Source organism: Pseudomonas sp. GW704-F2 (assembly GCF_059423025.1).
Genome location: NZ_JBWKXO010000001.1, coordinates 135,225 through 150,472, shown reverse-complemented (window position 1 = coordinate 150,472; position 15,248 = coordinate 135,225). Strand labels below are relative to the sequence as shown.

At 58.9% G+C, this 15,248-nt stretch carries 16 protein-coding genes and 1 pseudogene; 10 read left to right on the top strand and 7 right to left on the bottom strand.

Translation table 11 applies throughout. The features are described from left to right. Nucleotide 1: 1 nt before the first annotated feature. The gene (locus tag AC07W0_RS00685) at nt 2–1,825 is read right to left on the bottom strand and encodes a hypothetical protein (protein WP_102616967.1); all 1,824 of its coding nucleotides are present in this window, start codon (nt 1,823–1,825) and stop codon (nt 2–4) included. 163 nt (nt 1,826–1,988) lie between these two features. Here AC07W0_RS00685 and AC07W0_RS00680 point away from each other — a divergent pair, with 163 nt between their 5' ends. Then, entirely contained in the window at nt 1,989–2,477 is a 489-nt protein-coding gene (locus AC07W0_RS00680; RefSeq protein WP_017847323.1) for a TIGR00645 family protein, read from the top strand. A 14-nt stretch (nt 2,478–2,491) separates the two neighbouring features. On the opposite strand, the gene AC07W0_RS00675 is transcribed toward AC07W0_RS00680, so the two are convergent. The 5 genes and pseudogenes from AC07W0_RS00675 to AC07W0_RS00655 form a co-directional block, all read right to left on the bottom strand. Further along, nucleotides 2,492–3,931, bottom strand: a complete 1,440-nt coding sequence (locus tag AC07W0_RS00675; protein ID WP_017847324.1) for an ArnT family glycosyltransferase — start codon at nt 3,929–3,931, stop codon at nt 2,492–2,494. Between the two features lie 157 nt (nt 3,932–4,088). After that, a complete protein-coding gene (locus AC07W0_RS00670; protein ID WP_442439546.1) occupies nt 4,089–4,877 on the bottom strand; it encodes a methyl-accepting chemotaxis protein in 789 nt (262 codons plus the stop codon). A gap of 111 nt (nt 4,878–4,988) precedes the next feature. Beyond that, nucleotides 4,989–5,939, bottom strand: a pseudogene (locus tag AC07W0_RS00665) (PDC sensor domain-containing protein); the annotation flags it as partial. Between the two features lie 443 nt (nt 5,940–6,382). After that, the gene (locus AC07W0_RS00660) at nt 6,383–7,654 is read right to left on the bottom strand and encodes an HD-GYP domain-containing protein (protein WP_305886822.1); all 1,272 of its coding nucleotides are present in this window, start codon (nt 7,652–7,654) and stop codon (nt 6,383–6,385) included. After that, nucleotides 7,602–8,534 (bottom strand): chemotaxis protein CheV, encoded by a 933-nt coding sequence (locus AC07W0_RS00655; RefSeq protein ID WP_017847327.1) that lies wholly within the window; start codon nt 8,532–8,534, stop codon nt 7,602–7,604. The genes AC07W0_RS00660 and AC07W0_RS00655 overlap by 53 nt, the downstream gene beginning before the upstream one ends. Before the next feature lie 550 nt (nt 8,535–9,084). Between AC07W0_RS00655 and AC07W0_RS00650 the strand changes: the two genes are divergently transcribed. Together AC07W0_RS00650 and AC07W0_RS00645 are read left to right on the top strand one after the other, a co-directional pair. Further along, on the top strand, nt 9,085–10,557 hold the full coding sequence (locus AC07W0_RS00650) for a hypothetical protein (protein ID WP_046487695.1): 1,473 nt from the start codon (nt 9,085–9,087) through the stop codon (nt 10,555–10,557). Then, nucleotides 10,539–11,198, top strand: coding sequence for an ankyrin repeat domain-containing protein (locus AC07W0_RS00645; RefSeq protein ID WP_219730793.1), 660 nt, complete (start codon nt 10,539–10,541; stop codon nt 11,196–11,198). The genes AC07W0_RS00650 and AC07W0_RS00645 overlap by 19 nt, the downstream gene beginning before the upstream one ends. On the opposite strand, the gene AC07W0_RS00640 is transcribed toward AC07W0_RS00645, so the two are convergent. Beyond that, entirely contained in the window at nt 11,164–12,039 is an 876-nt protein-coding gene (locus AC07W0_RS00640; RefSeq protein ID WP_017847330.1) for a BrxR family helix-turn-helix transcriptional regulator, read from the bottom strand. The genes AC07W0_RS00645 and AC07W0_RS00640 overlap by 35 nt on opposite strands. A 119-nt stretch (nt 12,040–12,158) precedes the next feature. On the opposite strand from AC07W0_RS00640, the gene AC07W0_RS00635 reads away from it, so the two are divergent. The 7 genes from AC07W0_RS00635 (at nt 12,159) to mhpD (ending at nt 15,244) form a co-directional block, all read left to right on the top strand. Next, complete coding sequence (locus AC07W0_RS00635) at nt 12,159–12,416, top strand: hypothetical protein (protein WP_102616966.1); 258 nt, start codon at nt 12,159–12,161, stop codon at nt 12,414–12,416. A 32-nt stretch (nt 12,417–12,448) separates the two neighbouring features. Continuing rightward, nucleotides 12,449–12,643, top strand: a complete 195-nt coding sequence (locus tag AC07W0_RS00630; RefSeq protein ID WP_017847332.1) for a hypothetical protein — start codon at nt 12,449–12,451, stop codon at nt 12,641–12,643. 114 nt (nt 12,644–12,757) lie between these two features. Beyond that, nucleotides 12,758–13,027: a hypothetical protein gene (locus AC07W0_RS00625; RefSeq protein WP_102616965.1), complete on the top strand. Its 270-nt coding sequence runs from the start codon at nt 12,758–12,760 to the stop codon at nt 13,025–13,027. A 22-nt stretch (nt 13,028–13,049) separates the two neighbouring features. After that, nucleotides 13,050–13,499 carry a lipase family protein gene (locus tag AC07W0_RS00620; RefSeq protein WP_146013154.1) on the top strand — a complete coding sequence of 150 codons (450 nt, stop codon included), beginning with the start codon at nt 13,050–13,052 and terminating at the stop codon, nt 13,497–13,499. Next, nucleotides 13,496–13,759: a hypothetical protein gene (locus tag AC07W0_RS00615; RefSeq protein WP_102616964.1), complete on the top strand. Its 264-nt coding sequence runs from the start codon at nt 13,496–13,498 to the stop codon at nt 13,757–13,759. Before AC07W0_RS00620 ends, AC07W0_RS00615 begins: the two co-directional genes overlap by 4 nt. After that, nucleotides 13,743–14,147 carry a GTPase gene (locus AC07W0_RS00610; RefSeq protein ID WP_102616963.1) on the top strand — a complete coding sequence of 135 codons (405 nt, stop codon included), beginning with the start codon at nt 13,743–13,745 and terminating at the stop codon, nt 14,145–14,147. Before AC07W0_RS00615 ends, AC07W0_RS00610 begins: the two co-directional genes overlap by 17 nt. 302 nt (nt 14,148–14,449) lie before the next feature. Next, nucleotides 14,450–15,244 (top strand): 2-keto-4-pentenoate hydratase, encoded by a 795-nt coding sequence (mhpD, locus tag AC07W0_RS00605; RefSeq protein ID WP_102616962.1) that lies wholly within the window; start codon nt 14,450–14,452, stop codon nt 15,242–15,244. The last annotated feature ends 4 nt before the right edge of the window (nt 15,245–15,248 follow it).

The following is a 15,248-nucleotide window of genomic DNA, read 5'->3' as shown; positions in this document are numbered from 1 at the left end:
GTTATTTGCTTTCGGGCTTGTCCAGCTTGACCTCGAAGCCGTATTGCACGGTGCTCAGGTTGGTACGCTGGTAGCTTTCCAACTGGGTCGGCTGGCCGTAGAAGTAGTGCACATCAAACAACGCCGTGCCGTATTCCTCGGCGTGGTGGCTGACCCCGAGGATTTCCTTGAGGTAGTTGCCGCTGGCGTCCTTGGCATAGAAGCGCCAGCTGTCGGACGGGAACTGCGCCTGGTCGACGATCAGCGCGTTGTCCTTGAGCGACAGGCCCTTGGGCAGCTTGGCCACGTCGATCGTGGCTTGGTCGATGCTGGTCAGGAACAGCGGAATCGAGCCCACCACAAACGCCGGGTTCTCCGGGAACAGGTTGAGGTCGTAGGTGAGCGTGCCGCGTGCAGGGTTCAGCTCGAAGGCTTCGCTCGGCAACTCGATGGGCTCGCCGCGCTCGCCTTTTTCATTGGCTGTGAAAAACGTCACCGGGGCTTCGTCGCTGTTGCGTTCGGTGCCCGCCAATTCGTCGTTGAAGGTGTAGGGGTGGTCAAACACGATATGCGCGGCGCTGGCATCTTCGACGGACTGGCTGATGGTCACGCTGTTTTTCAGCTGGTCCTCGGTCATCGTCGCGGTTTTCAGCCAACTGGCGGTGCTGTCGTCATACACCGTTACCGCCATCGGCAAGGCTTGCACGGTTTTCTGCAGGCTGTTTTTGTCGAAGCGCAATACGGGCAGGTCGAGGTCCTTGCGGGTCAGCGTGGCCTTGGAAAAGTCCAGCACGTCGACCTGCAGCGTGTCGATCAGGCCATTGAAGTAGACCTTGGCGTAATGGCTGCTTTGCTGGTGTTCGAAGGCTTTCTGCTCGTCCGTCAGTTGTTTCTCAAACGCGTCCGACCAGGCTTTCTGCTTTTGCATCTGCGCCAGTTGTTTCTCGTAGAACGCCACTTGCGCGGCATTTTCATTGATCGAGCCCGAGCGCGTGAGGAACTGCCCGGTACTGTCGCGGGCCTGCACCAGCAACGGGTCCGGTGATTCGTCGCCGACCTCCGCCGCCAGCGGTTCGTGGTTGGTCAGTTCGATCTCGGCGTAGTTTTTTTCCAGGCTCAGCAGGTTGAGGGTGATATTGCCCTCGGTGCGTGGGTGGCCGAGGTCTTTTTTCGACAGGTCGAACGTCAGCACCTTGCCCGGCGCGACCACCTCGACCGTACCTTTGAGGCTGACGGGCTGCGGCTGGCTCTTGTTGTCGGTCTCGATGCCGTCGATGAACGGGTAGGTCACCGTCAGGTCATCGGGGTTGGTCAGGTTGGAACTGCTGGGGCTCAACTGGATGCCGGGATCGGTTTCCGACCATTCCGGCTGGAAGGGGATGACTTTGCTGTTGCTCAAGGTCACCGACTGCCATTCCAGGCCATGGGGGAACGGGAACTGGTCGGGCGTGTTGAAGTTGAACGGGAACACCGGCTGCAGATCGGTCAGGTAGTCGGAGTGGGAGGTCTTGCGCAGCACGAACAGGCCATTGATGTAGGTGTCGACCAGGGCCTGGGGCGTGGGGTAGTGCTTGAGCAGGGCCAGGCTGTCTTCGCCGTATTCGGCTTCGATGGGCTTGCTGGCGAGCTTGACCCGCGCCCGTTCCAGCAACAACAGCGAACCGCCGAGGTCGGTGATGGCGTCGCGCAGTTTGGGGTCCTGGATACTGTCGAGCGACTGTTCGAACTGCTTGGTTTTCTCTTCAAGGGTGGTCTGCTTTTGCTCGTCGCTGGGAGAACAGCCACCGGCCAGCAGCAATGCCGCACACAGGCCGATGCTGGCCCAAGGGGAACGCACATCCATCATCTTGAGTTTTCCTGTCCGACGTCTTTGAGCCGAGTTGATGGCCTCGACACTAGCAGAAAAACGCTCTTACAGATGCCACTCAGGTCAGTTTTCTCGCGGTCACAGGTGTTGGGTAGCGGCTGGTATACTCACCGTCATTTCTAACCACGCTGTGTGAGATTCAATGGAACGCTTTATCGAAAATACGATGTACGCCTCGCGCTGGTTGCTGGCGCCGATCTACCTGGGGTTGTCCCTGGGCTTGTTGATCCTGGCATTGAAATTCTTCCAGGAAATCATTCACGTCGTTCCCAATATCTTCAGCATGCTCGAATCGGAAGTGATCCTGCTGCTGTTGTCGTTGATCGACATGGCACTGGTCGGCGGCCTGCTGGTGATGGTGATGATCTCCGGCTACGAGAACTTCGTCTCGCAGCTGGACATCGATGAAAACAAGGAAAAGCTCAACTGGCTGGGCACCATGGACTCTTCCTCGCTGAAGATGAAAGTGGCCGCCTCCATCGTGGCGATTTCCTCCATCCACCTGCTGCGCATCTTCATGGATGCCAAGAACGTCGATCCGCAGCATTTGATGTGGTACGTGATCATCCACATGACCTTTGTGGTCTCGGCGTTCGCCATGGGTTACCTGGACAAACTCACCAAGCACTGATCCCCGCGCCGGCCTTACTGCCCGATGAAGTAGTAAGGCTGGCGATTGATTGCCATCTCCTTGATCACCGTGACCTTGCCGGTCAGTTGCTCCGTGTTATCCAGCAGCGCGACGTTGCCGGGGGCGGCGTCCAGGTAACTGTGCAGTTCGGGCTCGGTTTGCAGAATCGGCAAGTAGGCCTGCAGATAGAACACGCTGGCGCCGTCGATGCGCTCGTTGGGCCGAAACAACGCGACCTTTTTGCCTTCGGCCTGTAGCGCCTGGATCTGGCTCATCACGGGCACGAAGGACTGTTTTTTGTCGGCTTTTGGCGCGAACCAGAAAGCAGCGCTCAGGTAGCAGGCGATGAGCACGGTGAACACGCCGCCAATCACGATTTTATGCCGCTTATACAGCGCCGGTTTGTGATCTTTCAGCCAGTGCAGCAGCACCTGCGCATATTCCGCAGCCAGTACGGCGGCGGCTGGCGTCAGCGCCATCAGGTATACGGTGCGCTTGCTGGAAGCCAGGGTCAGCAGGGTGAATTGCGCCACCAGCCAGACGCAGAAAAACAGACGGTAGCGGTTGCGCACCAGGCTTTTACGGAAGTGCCACAACCCCAGGTACACCAGGATATTCCACGGCAAAAAGGCTTCGGGCAGTTTGGCGATGTAGTAGTAGAAGGGTTCGTAGTGCCCGGCTTCGACAAACGAGCCGCTGAACCGCCCGACGCTGTTGGTCCACAGCACTTCGCCCACCGCCTGCAGCCCGCCGCGTTGGAACAGAAACCCCAGCCAGATCAGCAGTGGCACCAAGGCCAGCAGGGTAAACAGTGCCGGCCGCAGCCAGTCGCCGATGCGCAGGCGTTTGTCCATCCAACTGGTGCAGGCCAGGTACACAAAGATCACGATGCCCGGCATCGCCAGGCCCAGCACGCCTTTGCTCAGGGTGGCGATCACCATCCCGGCGGTGAACAGGGCCCACGCCCAGGCGGTTGAGCCCTGGCGCTCGGACGCCGGCCGCATGGCCTGGTAGAACGCCAGCAGCGCGGTGGTCACACCCAGGCTGAGCAATGCATCTTCACCGACGCCGCGCACATTGCTCCAGTAACTGGCCATGGTCGCCAGGATCAACGCCGCGCAGAACGCCAGTGTCTTTGGCCGCCCGAACGTGCGCAGCATCCCGTAAAGCAGCATCACGCTGAACAACCCGGCGAACGCCGAGGCCAGGCGCACGGCCCCGGGCGTGCCGCCAAACAGGCGGATCGCGCCGGCGTCGAGCCACAGGCTCAGGGGCGGTTTTTCCAGGAACGGCTCACGGAACAGCCGTGGCACCACCCAGTCGTTGTCCAGGTGCATGGCCATGGCGATCCCGCCGACGCGGGCTTCGGTGGAGCCTTGCAGTTCATGGTTACCAAGGGCGAAGAAGAACAACAGGCCAGCAAGCAGGAGCAGCAGAGGAACGGGACGCGTCATGGGGGCTGGTTACCGGGGCAGGGGGCCGTTCGAGGGAACGGCTCGCAATCGGTGAGTATAGGGGGGCGATTCTTAATATTTCATGAATGGGTACGAGGTTTGTGCAGCGGGACCGGGGCGGTGGTTTATTTCCGCCCGGCTTCATTGCGGATGGGGGTTATGTCGCTTTGACTTTAAACCGGCTCAGCCCTTGTTGCATGGAGCTGGCCCGTTCCGACAGGTCGCGGGCAGCCACCGCGCATTGTTGGGAGTTGGCCTGATTCTGCTGGGTGACTTCGTCGATCTGCTCCAGGCCGATACTGGCTTGCTGCAAGCCGGACGCCTGTTCACTCGAGGCTTGGTAGATCAACGACACCAGGCTGGAAACGGTGCTGGTGCCGGTGACGATGTTTCGCAACGAGTCGGCCGTGCGACCGGCGATGACCATGCCGCGCTGTGTCTTGGTCGACGAGTCGGCGATCAGCGCCGCGGTTTGCTGGGCCGCTTCGGCACTGCGGGCGGCGAGGCTCCTGACTTCATCGGCGACGACGGCAAAACCACGGCCCAATTCACCGGCGCGTGCCGCCTCGATCGCCGCGTTCAAGGCCAGCAGGTTGGTCTGGGCGGCGATGTTGTCGATGGTGGTGATGATCGCGGTGATGTCTTTGCCCGAGTTGTCGATTTCGGTCATGGCGGCGATCAGTTCGCTCATCAGCTTGTCACTTTCCCCGGCGTCGGCGCGTGAGGCCTGGGATTGTTCGTCGGCCTTTTTCGCGTTGGCGGCGTTGTCGGTGGTCTGCGCGGCCATTTGCGTCATGACGGCACTGATCTCAGTGATGGACGACGCCGAGTTGGACGCACCATCGGACAACGACTGGCTCAACTCGGTGACCTGTGCGGAGCTGCCGGTGATTTGCGTGGCGCTGGCCTGCACTTGGGAAATCAAGGTGTTCAAGTTGCCGACCATTTTTTCCAGGGACTTGCCCAACGTGTCGTTGGGGGAAGACAAACGCACTTCCAGGTCCAGATCGCCTTCGGAGATACGTTCAGCCACACGGACCTGACGCTGCAGGCTTTCGGACATCTCGTTCAAGGCCAAGGACAACTGGCCGACTTCATCGTCGGATTTTTGCACCAGGCGACGCGAGAAATCCCCCAGGCTGATAGTGGCAGCCAAGGCGGCGGCTTCACGAATCGGCCCGACGATTTTTGCGGTGGCGAACCACAGCGCCAGCAATGCCAGTACCGAGATACCCAGGCCGACCGAGACCTGCCAGATACTGCTGCTGACGCCACGGGATTGCAGTTCCTTCTCCAGGGCAATCGCCTGGCTCATGACCACCGCCTTGGGCAGGTGGATCAAGATGGCCCAGGGTTTTTCGGTGCGGCCCAGGATGATCGGCATCTGTACTTCGATTTCCTGGGAGTCCTGGTTGAGGCGACTGTCGCCCTGGCCTTTCTGCACATTAGCCAGCACCTTATCCCAGGTGTCGGGTAGCAATGCCTTCAATGACTGGCCGATCAGTTCCGGCCGTTTACTGTCGGCGACCACCAAGCCCTGGTTGCTCAGGATCGACACCGAACCTTTGCCGCCGTAGAGGTCGGCGGACATTTGCTCGCTGAGTTTCTGGATAAACGAGATGTCGAAGTCTGCGCCGACCACGCCGTAAAACTTGCCATTGGCGGTGATCGGTACCGAGAGCGTGGTCAGCCACACATTTTTGCCTTGCACCACGTAGGGAAGGGGGTCGAGCACGCTTTCTTTCAGGGTATCCCGGGGGCCGCTGTACCAGCCGCCCTTGAGCACGCCATTGGGGTGGCGTGCATCGGAGTCGTATTCGACCAGCGGTTGCACGGCGATATGGCCGTCCGAGCCGCGTGTCCAATAGGGCGTGAAACGGCCGGTCAACGGGTTGTTGCCGCCTTCGTTGTTACGAAACGCTTGGTCCTGGCCATCCACCGCATCCGGCTCCCAGCACGAATACGTGCCGTTGAAGTCGGGGTTGTCCTTGAGCACGCTGAGCAACATTGTATTGATTTGATCGCGGCCCAGTGCCAGCGGGCTTTGCGCACTTTTACTCGCGCCCAGCGTATTGGCCAGCGTGCGTGCCGAGTCCAAGGCATTTTGCAGTTTCGCCCTGATCGCATTGGCACGGGACTCCGCCAGGTTTTGTACTTCGCGGATGGTGCCGCTTTCGATCAATGTTGAAACTTCGGTGCCCACGTAGGCTTGATTGGCGGTTGAGGAGTACAACCCATATAACACCAGGCTTGCGCAAGAGATTAACAGGCAGAGTCCGGCGGTGAAGCAAATCCGAGTCTGTAATGAGTTGAATTTCATGGTATTTCCTGCCCACGCTAGTAGTTGCCGACATAATTGGATGGCGGCATTTCAGTTTTTTTTGTTCGCAAGGCTTACTGCTTGATCATGGGCTGCTTGAGCATATAAATGCAGTACAGCTGGGGCATCGCTTAGTTCTGCTCGGACGCCTCATCGTCGAGCCAGAGACGTTCGGTGTTTTTAAAGCCATAACGCTGTGACGGCACGCGCGCAATGATGCGATCGGTTTGTTCGGGATCACTCAGGTCGATTATTTTGGGGGTGATATAAATATTCAACACCGGCACGAAGAACAACTTAATCTTTGGCGTCAATAAAGAGTCGGGGTGTTGTTCGATCACCACGCCGATACTGCCACTTTTCAACTGAACGATAGACCCCACCGGATAAATACCCACGGACTTCAAAAACGCGCGGAACACCTCGTCGTCGAAATGCCCGTCCCATGTCGACATTTGCTGGATGGCGACCGCGGGGTCCCAGCCTTGGTTGTAGGAACGATCCGAGGTGATTGCATCGTAGACATCGCAAACGGCGGCCATTCGCGCAAAAAGACTGATCTGGTCGCCGACCAACTGATGGGGGTAGCCGCTGCCGTCCACCCGCTCATGATGATGCAGGCAGACATCCACGACCATGTCGCACATCTGCGAAGTCGCCAGCAGGGTTTTCTCACCTTCCAGCGGGTGCGTGCGTATCAGTTGTAATTCGTCACCGCTCAAGCGCCCGGGCTTGTTGAGGATCGCGCCCGGTATGGCCATTTTGCCGATGTCATGCAGCAGGCCGGCCATCCCGACCCGGCGAATCAACACGGCAGGCAGGTTCAACTGGTTGCCCAGGGCAATCATCAGTGCACACACGGCGACCGAATGCATGTAGGTGTAATCGTCGAGGCTTTTCAGGCGTGCCAGGCTGATAAAGGCGTTGGGATGGCGGGCGATCGAAGCGGAAATGTCGTCGACCAGTACGCTGATATTCTCCAACTCCAGGGCGCGGCCCATGCGGACATGGCTGAACATCTCGACCACGGCGGTCTTGGCGCGGGCACAGATTTCCTGGGCGGCAACGAGCTCGTCGTTCATGCAGGTGGGAGTGATCGTCGCCGCTGCGGGCGCAGGGGACGGCTCTGCTGACTGGGGTGTCTCGGGTAGCTGCGCGCCGCAGCCCATGGCGCATTGGATATCCGTCTGCGCGTCGCGTGCGCGGCCTTGCCAGAAGGGCCTGGCCTCGCCGCTGTCTGGCGCCAGATGATAGAGCTCATTACATTTCAACATGATTTGCCCTCTGTTGATTTTGTTCTTATTCGTTTCCTTACAGCCTCCTTGGCTTGAGTGTTGTTGTCGTAGAGCGTCAGTTCGTGTTGACGGCTTTGATACGTGAGACGACGCGGCCGGCCAGGTCATCGGGGCGGAACTTGGCCAGGAAGTCGTCGGCCCCGACTTTCTTGACCATGGCCTGGTTGAAGCCCCCCGAGAGCGAGGTGTGCAGCACAATGTGCAGGTTGGCCATGCGCGGGTCGTTGCGGATCTCGGCGGTCAAGGTGTAGCCATCCATCTCCGGCATCTCGATGTCGGAGATCATCATCAGAAACTCCTCATCCGGCTTGCGCCCTTCGTCGAGCATGGCGCGCAGGTAGTCCAGCGCTTGTCGGCCATCGTTCAAGGCCACTACCTCGACGCCCACGGTTTCCAGGCAGCGGGTCACCTGTTTGCGCGCGACCATCGAGTCGTCCACGGTCAACACCCGCAGGTGTCGCGCCTGTTGGGTGACTTCGTGATCGATTACGCCGCTGGATATTTCCTCGGACGATGGCGATATTTCTGTCAGCACCTTTTCAACATCGATGATCTCGACCAGGCGGTCGTCCGTGCGGGTGACGGCCGTCAGGTAATTGTTCTCACCACTGCCCTTGGGCGGCGGATGGATGTCTTCCCAGTTCAGATTGACGATGTGTTCGACCGCGTAGACGAGGAAACCCTGAACGCGATTGTTGTACTCCGTAAGTATTATAAAAGCGCTTTCCTGATCCTCGACTCCGGGCAGTCCCGTTGCCATGGCCAGGTCAAGAATAGGGATGCAGACACCTCGGATATTGGCCACGCCACAAATGTTGCTATTCGACTTTGGTATCGAAGATAACTTCGGGCAGCGGATAACTTCACGAACTTTGAATACGTTGATCCCGTACAGTTGGTGGTTGTTGAAACGGAACAGCAACAGTTCGAGCCTGTTCTGCCCGACCAGTTGTGTGCGGCTGTTAACGGAGGCCAGTACACCGGTCATACACACTCCTTAAACCTGGTTGAACAGCGCTGATGTCGTAATGACATTAGCATATGTAGGGGGATGTAAAATATATGTGCAAATAAAAGAATGCCAGGGTTTGTCGTTAAAACGATATGAAGTCAGGTGAATGTCTTTTCGCACAGTTGTTTTAAATGCTTAGTTGGCTAACTTATTGTTTGTTATTGTTGAGAATGATTTAGATCGAAGATTTTAGATGATCTGCAACATTCGATAGTTCATATAGCCCTAGGCGTAGTCGAGGCATGACCGCCGCTGATGATCCTTGCGGGTGCCGGGCATATCGATCTCGCACATGCGTTGCAAAGGCACGCCGATGCATAAGTCGATGGGCCGCGTGTAAACAGAAGCGGGGTGTCTGAACAGCTCATATATCTGTTTCGGCCGAACCCTGGCGATGGTCGAGAAGTGTCTAGCCTGGGCCTGAGAACCTGCTCCATTTGTTTACCTGTACGGACAAACATCGTGGACGGGGTCGCTGATTTTGCTTAGGGTGTGGCCATTCGATATTACTGGCAAGGTGGTCTGCATGCAGCGCGAACAGTTCCTGGCGCAACCTGAAATTGAGTCCTTCATCGCATGGCTTGCAGCGAATTTGCCGACGCTGACCTTCAAGCTGCGTTTCAAGTCGAGCAAATTTGTGCCTGGCGGTTTGACGGCTGATGTCCAGGGCATCGAGCAGGTGCTGGGGCACTATCGCTGGAAGGCAAGCTGGCAGGATGCTCACCAATGCTCGGTGGATTCACGCACCTGGGCTGAAACCCAACGCTCTCTCGGGCAACTTCGCGAATGGCTGACGAGTGCGGTCAATCAGGGGAATGACCAGCAAGCGCTTCAGGCCTGCCTGCAGATTCTTCGTTGGGGCGGTGTGCGGGGCGCCATTCCGTTTTTGCACCGGCTGGCCGCAAACGGCAAGCTGTCGAGCTATCTGCAAAAGATGGCCGGGTTGATGTCGCTCGACGGCAAAAATGACCTGGATGATCTCGATGCGATCAGCGTCGAGCGTTTCGATGCGGGCCTGACCAAGATTCATGCGTTGTTTGATTCGTCGGGCTCCCCCATCTATGACAGCCGCGTCGGCGCAGCGATAGGCATGCTGTATTCACTGTTTCGCCAGCAATGGACGGGGAGCGGCAAACCCTTGCTGGCTTTCCCGTCCGGAGCCGCTCGTGGCAGCCAGATCCGCAACCCCGGAGCATTTTTGAACGGCCTGGCCGCGCCTCAGTTCTCTTCGATCAGCTATGAGACATGGGCCCGCTGGCAAGTGCGGTTGGGCTGGATTATCCGCGCCGTGCTCGAGCGCACCGGCTGGTTCGCCGAGCAAGGCGCGCTGCCTGCGCGGTGCCATGCGTTCGAGGCCAGCCTGTTTGTGCTTGGCTATGACCTGCGGTGCTTTGGGTGGACACCTAAGTCAGCCGTGCCGGTGGTTGACCTGCCGGAACCCGAAGAACGTGACAGCACGGGCTGGGTGCCGACGGGGAACCCTTTCAGTCAGGTCATCAACGACTATCTGCTGTTCCGTCGCCAGGGTGGAAAAAGCGATAAAGCCTCGTTCGTTGACTGGTTGTCGACTCATCCGCACCACGCGCGTCCGATCTCGCGGGCTACCGCTCAGGACTACTGTTTTGCGTTTTCGATGCAGGAGTTCGACCTCTTCGACCGCTCACTCGAAGCGCTGGAGCGGATTGTCGCCGGTGGCGAGGACGGCTTGCGTGCCGTCTTGGCGAGCGAGGCGCTGGAGCCTTTCACCTTGGGCGATGAGCGCGTCAGTGTGTGTCTGGTAGACGTCATGATCACGGGGCGGGCGTATCAGCGAGAGTCGACCGGTGACGCGCGTGTCGAGTCGATCTTGAGCGCCGGGTACGCCGGCACGAAAAACAGCGCAAACACACTGATGGCCCTGGGGCGCAACGTGGGCAAGCACTTCGGTTTGCTGGACGACAAGCATTTGCCTACGCCGCTCTTCGAGCGTTTCTTCGGCGCATGTTCGCTCGAGGCGTGACGCTCACGACGTTGTGTGCGGGGCGGCCGATCACTCTGTTTGAGCGCATCGATGATCGCGCCGAGCTTGGTCTCAGCGACTGGCACCTCTGTGTGCTGTTCGATGAGGTGCCGCCTCTCGATCCGTCCGGCTTGAATCAGCGCGACCTGGCGGGCGATACGCCGCTGGACATGGCTTACCGGCTGAACCGCAGCGGCCTGATCGACACGCTGGAGTCACTCGGCGCCCAGGGCAACCCGCAGATTCGCGGCTGGGCCGGCCTGGGCAGCTTCATGCCCCACGACAAGTACATCCACCTGCCTGCGCGATACGGCAATGTCAAAACCCTGCAAGCCCGCTACCGCCTGGGTGCCAGCCTCAATGACCGCGATGGGCTGGGGAACACGCCACTGCATTGGCTGCTGCTCAATGGCCACTTGAAGGCCGCGCAGTACTTCATCGACCGCGCCATGACGTTCGGTCTTGATCTGGGCGCGAAGAATCACCAGGGCAATACGCTGCGCAATATTGCTCAGCTCAACGGCCAGCATGAACTGGCACAGCGCTTACTCGCGGCCGAGATCGACAATTGCCTGCGTGCGCTGCGCCTCTGGCAGGACATGCGCCTCAATCATGCATCAACCACGGTCTCAACTCTTTGAGATTGGTGACCACGATCTGCTGGGCCTCGGGGTTGGTCGCCTGGTTGCGCGGGTCGACCTGATAGCGGCGCAAGACGTACTTCACCAGTGCCTTGCGACTGGACACCACCAGTTGCCCGTCGGTCATGCCGAAGTCGGTTTCGATGATGGCCTGCTGCGCCGCGTTCAAGCGGCCATCGGGGGCGAAGATGATCGGCACTTCGGTATTCCAGTCTTCGTCCAGTTCCCGTGTGTTCTGCGACGCGTCGAGCAGGTCCGGCTCACCGCGCAGGCGGCTCAGCACAAAGTCGCGGTACTGCCGATTCTTCTCGCAGTAAGCGCGCACATGCCAGCGCATCCCGGTGTACACCAGGGTGTGAGGGGCAATCAGGCGGATTTCCACGTTCGGGGTATTGAGCGATACGTACTCGGTCTCCAGGCGCAGACCGTCGCGGCATGCCGCGAGCAAGGGGCGCAGGATCTCCGGCCGGATCGGCCGGTCCGGCACTTCGAGCACCTTGGTATGGGCATAAGCCAGGGCCAGGCCTTCGATGTGCGGCGCCCGTTCATTGTTCTGGTAAAGCAGGTGCAGGTAGGCACTGGCGCTGTCATCGATGAACAGCGGCTTGAAGTGTTTGCTCGGTACATAGCCCTTGCGTTGCTTGTCATATGTCAAGTTTCGGGGCGCATGTTCATTGATGTAGGTATTGATGTCCTTGGAGGCTTGCTGGCGGCTGATGCCGAAGCTCTGGATCAAGTGCCCCGTGGTCAGGCGGCCTTCCCACCAGGCGACGGTCTCGATCAAACGATAGCGAAGTGCCAGGTCCCAGCGCACTTGTTCGATGGATTGCTTGCGTTTCATACCTGCTCCATGTGCGTGAATACTTTACCTGTATAAGTCTACATTCTAGACCTGTCGTAAATCACTACATATCGTGTCGCTGTCTTCGGAATATCTCGAAGGGATGGAAGGATGTGAACATGAGTATGTCGGAAGTGGTTTCGACGGGGGCATTGGCGGTGATGGGGATCATCCTGCTGGTGCTGGTACAGCATTGTTTGAAGTTGAGCGAGCTTTGGAAAATGCTTGCCCATTATCAGAAGGATCTGCGTTTGGCGCAGATCTGGGAAGTGGAAAACCGCGAGCTGCGGTCGGCGTTGCGCGCCGAGCGAGAACACGTCGCGCAGTTGCAGCGCAAGCTGGAATTGCTGCAAGCGCTGCTCCCGGTCACAGAATAATCCGCAGTATCGCCATCCAGGAGAACCCATTCATGCCGATAAAACCCAGACCCTTCACCTTTGTGTGTGAAGACTGCAAGTGGAAGAAAACCATTGCGCCGCGCAGTGACGCGCTGATGCCCGGCGATTGGTTCGCGAGCTGTCCGAAGTGCGGCAGCACGGCCTTGAAAATGCGCGCGGCCGGGTGGCTGGAGGCGGCGGTGGCGGAGTTTGTGGCGCGGCGGTAGGCGTCGACAACGTGGGCTGTGGTCGATCATGTCAATATGGCATTATTTGTGGCTGTCTTGATAAATGGACCGCAGCCACATCAATCGCTGTCGTTGGATCATGGAGGGTGAAGGATGGGCCTGATAGTGGGCGTTGTGGTTTTTTTGGTGGTGCTTGCGGTGCTCGCCGGCCTGATTGAACGGGGCGCCGCTTCGCGGATGTTGCGTCCCTATATCGGCTTGTTGCTGATCTCCGGCGTGATTGCCGGTATGGGGTTGTTACTGGGTTTTTTGTCCAGCGATGTGCAGGGAATTTTTTTCATGGCCGCCAAAGTGCTGGCGGTATTGGTCGGTGTGGCGCTGTGCGCGCACTTGATCATCGTCATCGCTAAGCGATGGCTGTAGCAGCAGGGATATCGAGAACTCGATGAGCAGGCGATTTACGTTCAGCAGCCTACGAAATGACAGCGATGGATCGAATGAAGCGAATATCTTCATTCACGGTTATAGCGCCGGCCATAATGTCGAAGACCGGCAAACCTTGTTGGCGAGCATTCCTGAATCCATTCGGAACCACACGAACATTTTCGCTTTCTGGCCGTCCAGCCATTTTTCCCGTTTCAATCGCACGTCAAAAACACTGCTTCACGCTTCAAGCCGGGTGTCTTTGCCGGTCGGCGCGGCCGTGGCGGCTGTCGATCGGGGCTCGCATTCTTGGAAAATACGCTCGCGAGCCGAGGAGATGGGCGAGTCGCTACTCGATCAACTGAACGAATACCTGCGTGATCACCACCTTGGCATCGACACGGTCAACCTGATCGGTCATTCACTCGGCGGGCGTCTGGTTATCAGTAGCTTGAAAGATTTTGCCCCATGACGCTCGACCTCAAAACGCCCAGCGATATTTACCAGCGCGTCAATGACGAGCTGGCGCGTATCACTCAGTCGCTGAACACCCCGTCGACCGATCCGGCATTGAATCTGGCGCAACAAGATGCGCGAGAACTGCTGCGCGAACAGCAAACCGCCTTGGCGGCACAGCTCGAGGCGCTTCAAGCAAACGCCGAGTGGAACACTTTCACGATCGCAGTTGCTACTCGCCGAGCAGCGGTTGCCAGGGGTGGCTACCGCCCGTGACAGCGCTATCGAAGCGTTGCGTATCCAACACGGCGAAGCGAAGCAAGGCAAACACGCGCTGATACAACAGCGCGCACAACTCGCGCAGGACTGCGAAAGCACACTGGCCCACCTGCAGACCTTGGGTGACGGTGAAATCATCGGCGACGGTCGTGCCGATTTCACCCGCCAAACCCAGCGCTACGATCTGGAGCTGAACGGCCAACCCTTCGCCTTGCTGGATGTGCCTGGCATCGAGGGTAACGAAGGGCTGGTGGTCAGCCAGATCGAGAAAGCCGTGCAAACCGCCCACGCCGTGCTGTATGTCACCAACCAGGCGGCGCCGCCACAAACCGGTGACGCGCAGCGCAAACGAACGCCAGCAGCGCTTCCAGGCGTGGCGTGTTGAGGCACAAACCATCGAGGCGCAGTTCAAGGCGCTGAATTGAAGGCCATGAGGCATTGAAAGGGGGGCTCAAGGCTCGGTAGTTTCGTCACTGCCGAGCCGGCGTCCATCCCATTGTTTCGGATGATCAAGCGTTGCCCCCCCTCGGCGATGGCAACGACGCTGCCGGTAGAGACGTCATTCCCCCCCTCCCCACAAACATCCAATCAAAATTTCAGCGCTGGCGGGATAGCGGCGTAACTCCCGGGAGCGCTGACCCGCTGGCGTGTTTCTAACATCACCCGACAACTGAGCGCGAGGTGAATATGAGCGTGACCCAACAAACCCTTGAGCAACTGGCGGGTGCCTTGCGCGCGGCCGAACGCACGGGCGAGGCGATTGCCCCGTTGCGTGAGCGGATCGGTGAAGACGCGGGAGAGGCGGCTTACGCCATTCAACGTCTGAACGTCGCCCATGCAGTGGCCGCAGGTCGGCGAGTCGTGGGGCGCAAGATCGGCCTGACCAACCCCAAGGTGCAGGTTCAGCTTGGGGTCAATCAGCCGGACTTCGGCACCTTGTTTGCCGACATGTGCTATGGCGACAACGAAACCGTATCGCTTAGCGCGGTGCTGCAGCCGAAGATCGAGGCGGAAATTGCGTTGATCCTGGACAAGGCGCTGCCACGCAGCGATACCACGTTTGCCGATGTACTCGATGCCACCGCCTGGGTATTGCCCGCGTTGGAGATCGTGGGTTCCAGGGTGCAGGACTGGAACATTCGCTTCGTCGACACCGTTGCCGACAACGCCTCCAGCGGATGCTTCGTATTAGGCGGCCCAGCCGTGCGCCTGGCAGGCGTCGATCTGCGCACGTCGGTCATGCACATGAGCTGCAACGGCGAACCGGTATCCAGTGGCAGCGGGGCCGAATGCCTGGGGCATCCGCTCAATGCCGCCGTGTGGCTGGCCCGCACCCTGGCGAGTCTGGGCGAGCCATTGCAAGCCGGCGACATCATCCTCACTGGCGCTCTCGGGCCGATGGTCGGGGTCCGCGCGGGTGATCGTTTCGAGGCCGTGATCGAAGGTATTGGTCAGGTCGCCGTCAATTTTTCGGCCGAGTGATCGG